The 12,392-nt window shown below is 63.7% G+C and carries 11 protein-coding genes; 3 read left to right on the top strand and 8 right to left on the bottom strand.

The features are described from left to right. Nucleotide 1 precedes the first annotated feature (1 nt). Together ACFJIU_RS26120 and ACFJIU_RS26115 are read right to left on the bottom strand one after the other, a co-directional pair. Nucleotides 2-616 carry a LysE family translocator gene (locus ACFJIU_RS26120; RefSeq protein WP_379064887.1) on the bottom strand — a complete coding sequence of 205 codons (615 nt, stop codon included), beginning with the start codon at nucleotides 614-616 and terminating at the stop codon, nucleotides 2-4. Nucleotides 617-813: 197 nt separating this feature from the next. Beyond that, a complete protein-coding gene (locus ACFJIU_RS26115; protein ID WP_379064885.1) occupies nucleotides 814-1,473 on the bottom strand; it encodes a response regulator in 660 nt (219 codons plus the stop codon). A gap of 218 nt (nucleotides 1,474-1,691) precedes the next feature. Here ACFJIU_RS26115 and ACFJIU_RS26110 point away from each other — a divergent pair, with 218 nt between their 5' ends. From ACFJIU_RS26110 to ACFJIU_RS26100, 3 genes are all read left to right on the top strand, one after another. Next, entirely contained in the window at nucleotides 1,692-3,506 is a 1,815-nt protein-coding gene (locus ACFJIU_RS26110; RefSeq protein WP_379064883.1) for an ATP-binding protein, read from the top strand. A gap of 295 nt (nucleotides 3,507-3,801) precedes the next feature. Next, nucleotides 3,802-4,551, top strand: a complete 750-nt coding sequence (locus ACFJIU_RS26105; RefSeq protein WP_379064881.1) for a F0F1 ATP synthase subunit A — start codon at nucleotides 3,802-3,804, stop codon at nucleotides 4,549-4,551. A 131-nt stretch (nucleotides 4,552-4,682) separates the two neighbouring features. Further along, entirely contained in the window at nucleotides 4,683-5,174 is a 492-nt protein-coding gene (locus tag ACFJIU_RS26100; RefSeq protein WP_379064879.1) for a GNAT family N-acetyltransferase, read from the top strand. A gap of 86 nt (nucleotides 5,175-5,260) precedes the next feature. Here the strand turns inward: ACFJIU_RS26100 and ACFJIU_RS26095 are convergent, their stop codons facing one another. The 6 genes from ACFJIU_RS26095 to ACFJIU_RS26070 form a co-directional block, all read right to left on the bottom strand. Further along, nucleotides 5,261-6,550, bottom strand: a complete 1,290-nt coding sequence (locus ACFJIU_RS26095; protein ID WP_129412239.1) for an NCS2 family permease — start codon at nucleotides 6,548-6,550, stop codon at nucleotides 5,261-5,263. Nucleotides 6,551-7,026: 476 nt separating this feature from the next. Then, on the bottom strand, nucleotides 7,027-8,421 hold the full coding sequence (locus ACFJIU_RS26090; RefSeq protein WP_379064876.1) for a glutamine synthetase family protein: 1,395 nt from the start codon (nucleotides 8,419-8,421) through the stop codon (nucleotides 7,027-7,029). A 34-nt stretch (nucleotides 8,422-8,455) separates the two neighbouring features. After that, on the bottom strand, nucleotides 8,456-9,547 hold the full coding sequence (locus ACFJIU_RS26085) for a branched-chain amino acid ABC transporter permease (RefSeq protein WP_379064874.1): 1,092 nt from the start codon (nucleotides 9,545-9,547) through the stop codon (nucleotides 8,456-8,458). Nucleotide 9,548: 1 nt separating this feature from the next. Then, entirely contained in the window at nucleotides 9,549-10,436 is an 888-nt protein-coding gene (locus ACFJIU_RS26080) for a branched-chain amino acid ABC transporter permease (protein WP_379064872.1), read from the bottom strand. A gap of 15 nt (nucleotides 10,437-10,451) precedes the next feature. After that, on the bottom strand, nucleotides 10,452-11,156 hold the full coding sequence (locus ACFJIU_RS26075; RefSeq protein ID WP_379064870.1) for an ABC transporter ATP-binding protein: 705 nt from the start codon (nucleotides 11,154-11,156) through the stop codon (nucleotides 10,452-10,454). A 46-nt stretch (nucleotides 11,157-11,202) separates the two neighbouring features. Next, the gene (locus ACFJIU_RS26070) at nucleotides 11,203-12,357 is read right to left on the bottom strand and encodes an ABC transporter substrate-binding protein (protein ID WP_379064868.1); all 1,155 of its coding nucleotides are present in this window, start codon (nucleotides 12,355-12,357) and stop codon (nucleotides 11,203-11,205) included. Nucleotides 12,358-12,392 lie beyond the last annotated feature (35 nt).

Genomic DNA, 12,392 nt, shown 5'->3' with positions numbered 1-12,392 from the left:
GCTATACCTGATGGGTGACGAGCGTGACGCCCAGCCCGATCAGGATCGAACCGCAGGCCTTGGGCACCACCCAGCTCGATGCGTTCGATGACAATCGTCCGAGCGTGACCGAGGCCAGGCCGACGGCGCCGACATCGGCGGCCGAGAACACCAGGTTGACCACCACGCCGAGGACCAGAAACTGCAGCCACAACGGGACAGCCGCGCCGCTGTCCACGAATTGCGGCAGGAAGGTCAGGAAGAACAGCGCGGTCTTCGGATTAAGCACTTCCACGACGATGCTGTCGCGCAGCGTGTTCGGTCGCTGCACTTCGCAGTTTTCAGCACCGTGGTTCCATCCCAGGAACATGCTGACGCCAAGCCACACCAGATAGGTCGCACCGGCAAACCGGACTGCCGCGTAGACCGTCGGCGCACTTTCGATCAGCGACGCCAGGCCGATCGTGGCGGCGGCGATGTGAAAATAGCAGCCGAGATGGATGCCAAGTGCCGCCATCAATCCGGCTTGGCGGCCATGGGCCACCGTCTGCGCGGTCATGTAGAGGATCGCCGGCCCGGGCACGAAGGCAAAGGCCGCCGTTGCGAGAACGAACGGGATCCACGGCTCCAGCAACATGCGATCCTCCCTCCGTTCCACAGCGCCTCTGCGACGTACGAACCATCCGGCACCCAGTTGCCGTCGCGGAAAGGGGTAGGAGGACAGCGAGAATGGAGACATACGGCAGATGCCGTATTTCGGCACGCGCCCGTCGCCGCTACGATGATCTTGGTTAAGCAGGTGTTACCAGGGACATGGCGACCGGTGCGGCAGTCTCAACCGGTGGGCAGGCCCAGCCGCACAGCATAAGCGGTGAGTTCGGCAACGTTATGGAGATCGAGCTTGCGCATCAGGTTTTCGCGATGCTTGCGGGCGGTGGCCTGGCTGATGCCAAGCCGTTCGGCCGTTTCGCGCGCGGTCATGCCTTGCGCCACCAGAAGCAGGATCTGGCGTTCCCGCTGCGTCAAAGGCACAGGCGAAATGATCTCCTGGGCATCGGGTGCCGGGCTTCTCCTGTCCGGCTCGCTGACCGCGAAACGCACCGTTTGCGCAAGATAGGTTTCGCCTTGTCGCAGCGCCTCGATCGCCGCGCCGAGTTCCTCGGGATCACCATCCTTGGTGAGGTAGGCGTCCGCTCCGAATTCCAGTGCCAGCCGTACCGTTCGAGGTTCGATGTTGGCGGTCAGCACGACAATCTTCAGCCGCGGCGCCAGCTGCCTGATTTCGGCGATGAACGGCACGCCCGAAACGCCAGGCATGCCGAGATCGAGAACGAGCAGGTCGGCCCTGGTGTCGCGCACGCGTTTGAGCAGCGTCTCGCCTTCCGCTGCTTCCGCCACCACCGACACGTTCTCCATCGCGCCGATGAGCAGCTTGACGCCTTCGCGCATGATGGCGTGGTCGTCAGCGAGGATGGCGGTCAGCGGGCGATGCATGATGTCTCTGTCCTGGGGGCGGCAGCTTAGATCTGCGATTGCTAACGTATGGGAAACAAGCAGGCGATAGATCAAGCAGCAAGCCGGGGAAAGGGCCGGACCAACCCGGCTGGAGTGTTTCCGCTCTTAACGGAAACACTCCAGCCCTTTATTTTCGCGCAATTCCGGAAACCGCTACGCGCTTTTCCTGGAGTTGCTCCGACGGTTCAAGGAATTCGATGCAGGAAGACAAGATCCAGGAAGCCCTGATCGAGCACCTCTATCGCAATGCCTATGGAGTGGTGATTTCGAATGTCACCATCTCGCTGGGCATTATCTATGTGCTTTACGGTTCCGTGCCGACAGACTGGCTCGTGCCCTGGGCCGTCGCGGTCTATGCGCTGATCGCAGCGCGCGTCCTGGCGGCACGACGTTTCTGGAAACATCCCAGGACGCCGGCCTCGTTGCGCGGATGGGCCTGGACGGCTGCCGGCTTTTCATGGGTTTCGGGTCTGCTTTGGGGCTCGCTCACCTGGATCGGCTACGTTCCCGACCAGCCGCATCTGTTTGCCTTCATTGTCGCGATTCTTGCCGGTCTGGTCAGCGGCACCATTCCGTCCATGTCGGCCTTCCCACCGGCGCTGATCGGTTCGATCCTGGCGACAACGCTGCCGGTTGCCGCCCGCTTCACGACAATGCCGGGTGCTGTCGGTGATGCCTATCTCTTCCTGCTCGCCTGCCTGATCGCCATCAACATCTATTATGGGCGCATCGCCTATCGCATGCTGCACGAGATGATCCGGCTGCGTCTGGAAAATGTCGGGCTGATCGGACACCTCCAGGAGGAGCGGGATCGCGCGCAGACCGCCGACCGCGCCAAGACGCGCTTCCTTGCGGCGGCTTCGCACGACCTGCGCCAACCGATCCACGCGCTGGGGCTGCTGATCTCGACCCTGTCGGTTCTCGGTCGCCGCGGCGACGTGCCATCCGGCGAGGCGCGCAGCCTGGCCAGTTCGGCCAAGGCGATCGTCGGCAATCTGAGCGGCCTGCTCAATGCACTTCTCGACATTTCAAAGCTCGATGCCGGCGTTGTTGCCGTGGCCAGGGAAAATGTCGATCTTGGCGAACTCTTCCGCAGCCTGCGCGACGAGTTTTCCGCGTCCGCGCGGTCAAAGGGCCTGAGCTGGCGCGTGGTGGATACGTCTGTCCGTGTCGATACCGATCCGATGATGCTGAAGCGGATCCTCGACAATCTTCTCACCAATGCTTTCCGCTACACCAACACCGGCAGCGTGCTGCTCGGCTGCCGCCGACGTGGAGCGGCGGTGGAGATCCAGGTCTGCGACACCGGCCTCGGCATACCGGAGGATCAGAAGGCGGCGATCTTCGAGGAGTTCGTTCAGCTGAACAACCCGGCGCGCGACAAGGCCCAGGGTCTCGGTCTCGGCCTGGCGATCGTGCGCAGGACCGCCGAACTGCTGGGGCATCCGCTCAAACTCGTCTCGGTGCCAGGTCGGGGCTCGCTGTTTTCGGTGACGCTGCCTTCCGCCCCCATCGCGGCGCCGGCCCTTCCGGTCGGCGGCACGACACGGATCGAGACAGCGGCAAGCCTGATGATCGTCGATGACGAGCGGGATGTGCTCGATGCCATGGTGGGCCTGCTCGTTCTGGAGGGGCACAGGATCTACGCCGGGCAATCCGCCGCGGAGGTGGAGGCTGCTCACAGCAAGGCCGCAAGGATGGGGCCGGCGCCTGTCGACCTGATCGTGGCCGACTACCGCCTGAAGGATAACGCCACCGGCGTCGAGGCGATCAAGTCGCTGTCGGCCTATCTCGGCCGAACGGTGCCGGGCATCGTCGTGACGGGCGATACCTCGCCGTCGCGTATCCGGGAGGCCACGGCCAGCGGTTTCCGCATCCTGCACAAACCGGTCAGCGGCGACGACCTCAGGGAAGCGATTGCCGCCGCGCTTTCGGGGAAGGACGTCGCAGCGAGAAAACAAAAACCCGGCACTTCCGGCGGAAAACGCGGCAGGCGATCGATCGGCAGATAGGGGTCGCCGGCACCCGGATGCGACAATCTGGGCCACCGGGACGGGTGGCCATGCCCGTCGGCAGAAGCTATCAGGCTCGTGCGCTGGACGACCCGCGCCTTCGGATTCGTATCGGGGACGGCCCCATTGTTTCGGGAACCCGAGCGATGGCGTCTTGTCCAGACCTGATCTCCCTGCCGCCGGCCGGCACCACCTTCTCTTTTTTCCGGGCTACTGCACGCAGCGCGCTGCCGCGCCTTTGCTTGCGTGATGCCTTCTCTCAAACCGTTTCCGCCATCAGAAAGAGGAGGCCAATATGGCCAGTCCGCTAAAGCAGTTCGAGATCAAGCCGATCGTGACCTTCGGCGAGATCGCCGGCCAGGAAATCGCCTTCACCAATTCCGCCGCCTATATGGTGGCGGCCACGGTCCTGGGCGGCCTGTTCCTGCTTGGCGCCACGCTGCGGCGTGAGTTGGTCCCGTCGCGCTTCCAGTCGAGCGCCGAATTGATCTACGAGTTCGTGGCCAGGACCCTGCGCGACAATGCCGGCGAGGCAGGCATGCGGTTTTTCCCGCTGGTGTTCTCGCTGTTCATGTTCGTGCTGATGGCGAACCTGCTCGGCATGTTGCCCTTTGCCTTCACGGTCACCAGCCACATCATCGTCACCTTCGCGCTTGCGATGCTGGTGTTCCTGACGGTGACGTTCTACGGGCTGTGGGCGCATGGCCTGCGCTTCTTCCGACTGTTCCTGCCGAAGGGCGTTCCGCTGGCGCTGGCACCGCTCATCGTGCCGATCGAAATTGTCTCCTATCTGTCGCGGCCGGTCAGCCATTCGGTTCGCCTGTTCGCCGTCATGTTGGCCGGCCACATCACGCTGAAGGTCTTTGCCGGTTTCGTGGTCAGTCTAACGAGCCTCGGCGCGGTCGGCATCGCCACTGCCATCCTGCCCCTCTTCATGACGGTTGCGCTGACGGCGCTCGAATTGCTGATGTCGCTCATCCAGGCTTACATCTTCACCATGCTGACCTGCATGTATCTGGCCGACGCGCTGCATCCTGAACATTGAGCATGTCCGACGCTAGGTGGCGGGTGGCGCTGCTGCTTGATCGCCGGCGTCTTTCCCCTTACCGCCTGTTCCGGCCGGCGCGGTGACGCGATCGGCAGAACTGAATGAGAGATGCAGGTCAGGAATTTGCGATGAGTGAAGAGGATCCATCTGTCGGTGCCGAAGTGACGCTTCGGCGCATCTCGGCTCAAACCGTGTCCGATATCTGCGACCTCAGCGAGACGCTGAGCGAAGAACAGCGCAACAAGGTCGCCGACAACAGCATGTCGATTGCCGAGGCGCATTTCTCCGAGAACGCCTGGTTTCGCGCCATCTATGCCGACGACGCGCCGGTCGGTTTCATCATGCTGCACATCGGCGCAGACCACGATGACGGCATCGATTGCCCGGGCGTGTTCCTGTGGCGGCTGATGATCGGCGGCCCATTCCAGGGCAAGGGCTTTGGCGAGAAAGCGATTGGTCTGGTCGTTCGCGACCTGAAGGCGCGCGGTATCGGTGAACTCTACACCAGCTATGGTCTTGGGCCCGCCAGCCCCGGGGGCTTCTACAAGCGGCTGGGCTTCAGGGAGACCGGCGACATGTACGACGATGAAGTCGAGGCGGTGCTGAAGTTTGACAAATAACTTGCGTATTCGCGCAGGTTACGAGCAACAAAAAAGCCGCGACCGGATGTGAATCCGGCCGCGGCTTTTTCGTTCTTCGTGGGGGACTATTCCACGAAGGCGAAGCGAATGACGAAGAGGATCGCCACCAGCCAGGTCGCCAGATGCACTTCGCGGAACCGGCCGGTTGCCGTCTTCAGCACAGCATAGCTGATGAAGCCGAAGGCGAGACCGTTGGCGATCGAGTAGGTGAACGGCATCATCAGCGCGGTCAGCGCGGCCGGTGCTGCTTCGGTGATCTCGGTCCAGTCGACTTCGATCAGCTCGCGCATCATCAGGCAGGCGACGTAGAGCAGCGCCGGCGCGGTCGCATAGACCGGAACCGAGGCGGCGAGTGGCGAAATGAACAGCGCGGCCAGGAACAGCACGGCGATGACCAGGGCGGTCAGGCCGCTGCGGCCGCCGGCCTGCACGCCGGAAGCGCTTTCCACATAGGCGGTGGTTGAGGAAGTGCCGAGCAGCGAGCCGGCGACGATCGCGCTGCTGTCTGCGAGCAGGGCACGGCCGAGACGGTTCGGCTTGCCTTCCTCGATCAGGCGTGCGCGCTTGGCCACGCCGATCAGCGTGCCGGTGGCGTCGAACACCTCGACCAGCACGAACACCAGGATGACGTGGACGAGGCCGGTGTGCATGGCGCCGACGATGTCGAGCTGCAGGAAGGTCGGGGCGATCGACGGCGGCATCGAGACGATGCCCTGGAACTGGCTGACGCCGAGTATCCACGACAGGATGGTGATCGCCAGGATGCCGATCAGGATGGCGCCGGGCACCTTGAGGCCGTCCAGCGACGCGATGATGAAGAAGCCGAGGATGGCGAGCAGCGGGCCGGTCGTCGTCAGATGGCCGAGCGTCACGAACGTGGCCTCGCTGGCGATGACGATGCCCGAGCTCTTCAGGGCGATGATGGCCAGGAACATGCCGATACCGGCGGCGATGGCGCTGCGCATCGAATGCGGGATGCCCGCGATCAGCCAGCTGCGGATGCCGGTCACGGTCAGGATCAGGAAGATCACGCCCGAGATGAAGACGGCGCCAAGCGCCTGCTGCCAGGTGAAGCCCATGGCGCCGACGACGCCGAAGGCGAAGAAGGCGTTGAGGCCCATGCCCGGTGCCATGCCGATCGGCCATTTGGCCACGAGAGCCATGATCAGCGAGCCGAGTGCTGCAGCCAGACAGGTGGCAACGAACACGGAGCTCTTGTCCATGCCCGTCGTCGACAGGATCTCCGGGTTGACGAAGATGATGTAGGACATGGTCAGGAAGGTGGTGAGACCGGCGATCACTTCGATCCGTACCGACGTCCCCAGTTCCTTCAGTTCGAAATACTTCTCGAGCATAGCTTTTCCTCCGCTGCCCGTTTCCTCCTCACCGGGTCACGCACGGCCCCCTTGCCATCCGCAACACGATGCCGCGCTGTGCATGGCACGGGACGCGGTCTTGACCTTCGTTGAACGCTGACAGTCTGGATGCACCGGTTTGCCGGCGCATGATGTCGATCTCGCCACCAGGAGTGACCGACAAGCAGACATGAGGCGCACTCGCCCGCTCAAGTTATCTTGAAGTACTTCCGCTCATTTGCTCGGCGCAAGGGGCCAATCGGGCGGCTTTGTCGCAAACAGTTTCGCGATTTTCGCGAATATCGGAAAGCTGTGAGGGAGATCGGCTGAAGCTGTAGACTGTGTTTTCGACGTGCCTGGGCGCGGGAAACAACGCGGACCAGCTGCAACCATGTTGATACCGGATCGCAGGATGTCAACACTTGACGATCGGTGGACAGAGACGGACGCCGGCACCCGGCGTCCGCACAGCGGCATCAGTTGATGAAGTAGCGCTGCCACTCGAAATCGGTGATGTGCGAGGCCTGCCAGGCCTCGAAGGCAGCCTGCTCGGCGCGGCGGCTTTCGGCATAGTTGTCTCGGAAGGCTTCGCCGAAAGCCTCGGCGCAGAAGTCGGAATTCGCGAAGGCGTCGATCGAGGCGTTCAGTGTACGCGGCAGCTTCGGTTTTCCCAGTGCGGCCAGGTCGCCGCTCACCGGCGCTTCCAGGGGCAGCTCCTTCTCGATGCCTTCGCAGCCGGCGGCGAGGATCGCGGCGACCGAGAGGTAGGGATTGATATCGGCACCCGGAGCCCGGTGCTCGAAGCGGCAGGCGCCGTCGTTGGGTGTGGTGATGGCGCGGATCGCCGCCGTACGGTTCTCATAACCCCAGGCAACATCTTCCGGGGACCACGCCCCACGGTCGAAACGGCGGTATGAATTGACGGTCGGCCGGAACAGGAGATGCGTTTCCTGCATGCGGTTGAGCACGCCGGCCAGGAATTTCTCGGCCACCGGCGTCAGCTTGTTGGGTCCGGCGGCGAAGGCCGGCTTGTCGTCCTTCCAGAGGCTGACATGGTGATGCGCCCCGCAGGCGCTTTCCTTGCGGGGCGGCTGGAAGCGGGTCATGAAGGTGGCTACCAGCCCACGCTCCGCGCAGAGCTCGCGCAGGTGCAGTTTGGCGCGCATCGCGTCGTCCGCCGCCTGCAGCGCTGTCTTCGGCGTCAGCGCGTATTCATACATGCCGAAACCGTATTCGGTGACCAGCGAGGCAATGCCGATGCCGATGCTCTTCATGCGGCGGATCAGTTCGGCAGCGAAGTCCTGATATTCGCCGGTGCGCACCAGATCGTAGTTGGTCAGCGAATGGCCCCAGGGCTTCAGCTCACGGTAACGGCCGGCCCGCATCAGGTCGTGATCGGCATGGAAGATGCCGAATTCGTATTCGAGTGCGAAGCGCGGCTCATAGCCGAGTGCCGCCGCACGCTGCTCGACACGGGCGAGAACGCCGCGCGGGTCGTAGGGGCAGGGCGAACCGTCGAGCATGTAGGAGAAGGTGATCGCCGAGGCGTATTCCGGTTTCCAGCCGTGCTGGACGACGGTTGCCGGATCGATGATGCCCTTGATGTTGGGGAAGCCGTTCTCTTCATTCGCGGTCGGCGAGGCGAAGGCGACGTCGCCCATCGGCTGGCCATCGCCATGTGCCACGCAATAGAGAATGGCGTTGATGGCTTCGCCGTAGCGCGAAAGTTTCAGCGGCGTGATCTTCGAGCGGAAGGCGCCCGACGTGTCGACCGTATGCACCTGGATGAACTCGACGCCATCCAGCGCCAGTTTCTCCTGCAATGCCTCCAGCCTTGGCCCATATTCGGCGACCTTGTCCTGAAACTCCACTTTGTCCTCCACCCTGAGAAAATATCGGCGCCGCCTAGCGGGCGTTGCGCCGGAATAGCCTGGAAAGCTGTTCGTCGAGTTCGAGCCGCCCGCTGATGCCGCCCGGCCTGAAGGCCATGCAGAGCACGATGACGACGCCGAGCGCCACGCCCGACAGGCCGAGCAGCTGCGGCAGCTGGATGCCGGCGATGGTCACGCCGGATTCGATGCTGCGGATGAATTCGAGCCCGATCGAGAGCACGACCACGCCGGTGACGGCACCGGTCACAGTGGCCATGCCGCCAAGGATCAGCATGGCGAGCGTCATGAAGATCTGCTGGAAGTAGAACAGCTTCGGGCTGATCGTGCCGGCGAAATAGGCAAAGAGCACGCCGGCCAGCCCGCAGATCAGCGCGGAGACTATCCATGCCATCAGCCGCAGGCGCCTGGCGTCGATGCCGAAGGCGGCTGCGGCCTGTGGGCTCTGGGCGCTGGCGCGAAGCTGCAGGCCCCAGCGGCTGTCCTTGAAAAGGCGGGCGATGACGATGACCGCCACCGAAGCGACCAGCATCGCCGGCAGGTTGATCACCTTGGGGATGCCGAAGAAGGCCTGGTTGCCCTTGAACAGGTCAGTCCAGTTCAGGAACACCGAATGCACGATGATCAGCAGCGCCAGGCTGACGATGGTGGCGGCAACGCCAGAGAGCCGGCTGATGATCTTCCCGCTTATCGCCGCCAGGATGGCAACGACCAGCAGTGCCAGCACGGCGGCGACGAAAGGGTTCAGCTCGACGGAGGCCAGCCCGAACGGTGCGTCGGGGATGGACAGCTTCTTCATCGCCAGCGGCGTCGACAGCACCGCCACGCCATAGGCGCCGACGCCGACGAAGGCGCTGTGGCCGAGATTGGCGATGTTGCTGTTGCCCATGAACACCTGGAGGCCGACCACGATGATCAGGTTGACGAAGGCGGCCAGCGCCAGATGCGTGTAGTAGGCCGGTGCAAAGACGAGGAGGGCGAGGCCGATCAGGACGACCGGCAGCGCAGTGACCAGCCCGCCAATCAGCGAGCGGCGGACTTTGCTATTGCCGGCCGGCGTTGCGGCGGCGGATGAACGGGCAACGACGATCTCTGTGCTCTCGCTCACATCAGATCTCCTTGTCGCCCAGTTCGACCCGCTGCCCGAGCAGCCCCTCCGGCCGGTAGACGAGCAGCGTGACGATGATCACGTAGGTGAGAGCGTCCTTGAAGCCTCCGTATTCCTGCGGCAGTGCCACCAGCAGGCCGACTTCGATGAAGCCGAGCAGCATGCCGCCGACCGCGGCGCCGGCCAGCGAGCCGAAGCCGCCGATGACGCAGGCCACGAAGGCCTTGAGCACGAGGCCGAAACCGAGATCCGGCGAGACCGAGCCGCGCCGTGCCAGGATGAACACGGCGGCGATGCCGGCGAGAGCGCCGGAGATGGCAAAGGCCGTCGCGATCACACGGTTGGCGCGGATGCCCATCAGCCGGACAGTGGCAAAGTCGCGTGACGCCGCGCGGATGGCGAGGCCGAGCGTCGACCGGTTGAGGAAAAGCACCAGCGCAAGGATGGTAAGGCCCGAAACCACCAGCTCCATCACCTGCAGTGACGACACCGCGAATGGTCCGAAGAACCACATCTGGTTGAGACCATTGAGGATCGAGACCGATTGCGGCTTCGGCGAGATCAGCAGCATGAAAAGGTTCTGCACCACGATCGAAACACCGAAAGCGGTCAGCAGGCCTGTCGTCGTCGGTGCATAGCGCACGGGGCGGAATGCCACGCGTTCGAATGTCAGGGCGGCAAGCGCTGCCGCACCTACGGCAAGCAGCACCGCGACGATCGGTGAGGTCAGGCCAAGCGCTGCCGCCAGGAACACGCTGTAGGCCGACACACCGATGATCTCGCCATGGGCGAAGTTGACCAGGCCCATGATGGAGAAGACCACGGCGAGGCCGAGAGCCACCAGCGAATATTCCGCGCCGAAGGCCAGCGCGTTCAGAAGCTGTTGCAAGGCGTAATCCATGGCCTACCCGCCGAGATAGAGATTGAGGAGGCCATGCTCGTTGGCAAGCTTTGCCGGTGGCCCGTCATAACGCAACGCGCCCGAACTCACGACGTAGACGCGGTCGGCAAAACGCAGTGCCTGCGTGGCGTTCTGCTCGACTACCAGCAGGGTCAGCCCTTCGGCCTTCAGCTGTCCGATGAAATCGAAGATCTGCGCGACGATGCGTGGCGCCAGCCCAAGCGAAGGTTCGTCGAGCAGCAGCAGTTTCGGCCGCGACATCAGCGAACGCGAGATGGCCAGCATCTGCTGCTCGCCGCCTGAAAGCGTGCCGGCTGCCTGGGTGTAGCGTTCACCCAGGACGGGAAACAGCGCCAGGAAACGGTCGATATCCGCGCGCACGCCTTTCGGATCACGGCGCGTCGCCGCACCAAGCCGCAGGTTCTCTCCTACAGTCAGGTTGGCGAAGATGTGCCTGCCTTCCGGCGTCGAGGTAAGGCCGCCCCGGATGCGATCCTCCGTGCGCGTGCGCGAGATGTCCTTGCCGTCGAAGACGATCCGCCCCGCCGTCGGCGTGACCAGGCCGGTCAGCGCATTGATGGTAGAACTCTTGCCGGCACCATTCGGACCGAGCAGGGCGACGAGTTCACCTCGCCCCAGCTCGAGCGACAGGTCGCGCACAGCCGCGACCGCGCCGTAGCGGACGGACAGGTTCTCGACCTTCAGCACGACGGCGTCCGGATTTGCACGTGAGGCATCATCGCGAGGCTGTCCGTTACTTCAGGGCCGGGACAAAAGTCGGCGGCGTATCGGTGATCAGCACGCGCTTGCCATTGGCAAAACCCATGACCGGAACGGCCTTGACGGGATAACCCTTCTTTTCGGCGAAGGAGATCGTCGGCGCGGTGGTGCCGGGATAACCGCCGGGAGCACGGATCGCTTCACGCAGTGGTGCCGGTTCCGTCGTGCCCGCCTTCTTGGCCGCCTCGTAGGTCACCTGCACCATGTCGGCGCCGAGCGCGTCGAAGATGCCGTTCACCTTGTAGCCGTCGGCCCTGCACTGGGCGAGGAAGTGGTCGATCGGCCCATCGATGCCGGTGGCGCCGTGGGTGGTGAACATCACCTTCTCGAGCGCTGCCGTATCACCGACTGTTCCCTCCAGCGACTTGTCGTCGAAGGCATCGCACCCTGCGACCCAGCCGTCATAGCCATTGGCGCGCAGTTGCCGGATAAGGATGCCGACGTCCGGCAACACGGCGCAGATGTGGATCGCGTCCGGCTTCTGCGGCAGCGCCTTGATCGAGGCGATCTGCGGCGACCAGTCGGTGGTGCCCCAGGAATAGTTGAGCTTGGAGACCACCTTGCCGCCGAGATGTTCGAACACCTCGCCGAACCATCCCGGCAGTTTTTCCGAATAGGAGCCTGCGTCGGGCGAAACCAGCAACGCCACCGTGCGTGCGCCCTTGCCGTACAGTGCATTGGCGGTCGCCGCGGCATTGATCGGATCGGGCACTGCGCCGGCGATGAAGTTGTCGAGGCCGGCCTGCTGCATCTCGAGCTGGGTATTGGGTGCCGAGAAGACGGTTGCGCCGTAAGGCTCGGCGATCTGGGCGGTCGGGATCAAGGCATCCGGGAAAGGAACGCCGGTGATGACCTGCGCGCCGGCGTCGAGGAACTTCTGGCCGAGCGAGACGGAGAGCTGCGGATCGGAGCGGTTGTCCTCGATCATCAGCTCGATCTTCGGATCGCTGGCGCCCGCCGCCTTGTTCAGCTTGTCGGCCATACAGCGTGCGCCTTCCGCTTCGCTGTAAGGCGCATAAGTGCCCGTCATGGCGACGGCCAGGCCGATCTTGAGCTCGCTCGCTCCCGCATGGGCCGCCTGCAGCAGCCCGGCCGTCAGGACGGCGGCTCCCAAAGTCAGTTTGTCCATTTCGAACCCTCCCTTGTTCTTGTCATTCGGATACC

Source organism: Mesorhizobium sp. UC74_2, from assembly GCF_042701485.1.
Taxonomy (GTDB): Bacteria; Pseudomonadota; Alphaproteobacteria; order Rhizobiales; family Rhizobiaceae; genus Mesorhizobium.
This window is presented reverse-complemented; position numbering and strand designations above follow the sequence as displayed.

What these genes read in the sequence shown, in the direction of transcription:
- ACFJIU_RS26100 (WP_379064879.1), top strand. Translation starts at nt 4,683, where the DNA reads ATGAGTGAAGAGGATCCATCTGTCGGTGCCGAAGTGACGCTTCGGCGC.
- ACFJIU_RS26115 (WP_379064885.1), bottom strand. Translation starts at nt 1,473, where the DNA reads ATGCATCGCCCGCTGACCGCCATCCTCGCTGACGACCACGCCATCATG.
- ACFJIU_RS26110 (WP_379064883.1), top strand. Translation starts at nt 1,692, where the DNA reads ATGCAGGAAGACAAGATCCAGGAAGCCCTGATCGAGCACCTCTATCGC.
- ACFJIU_RS26070 (WP_379064868.1), bottom strand. Translation starts at nt 12,357, where the DNA reads ATGGACAAACTGACTTTGGGAGCCGCCGTCCTGACGGCCGGGCTGCTG.
- ACFJIU_RS26120 (WP_379064887.1), bottom strand. Translation starts at nt 616, where the DNA reads ATGTTGCTGGAGCCGTGGATCCCGTTCGTTCTCGCAACGGCGGCCTTT.
- ACFJIU_RS26105 (WP_379064881.1), top strand. Translation starts at nt 3,802, where the DNA reads ATGGCCAGTCCGCTAAAGCAGTTCGAGATCAAGCCGATCGTGACCTTC.
- ACFJIU_RS26095 (WP_129412239.1), bottom strand. Translation starts at nt 6,550, where the DNA reads ATGCTCGAGAAGTATTTCGAACTGAAGGAACTGGGGACGTCGGTACGG.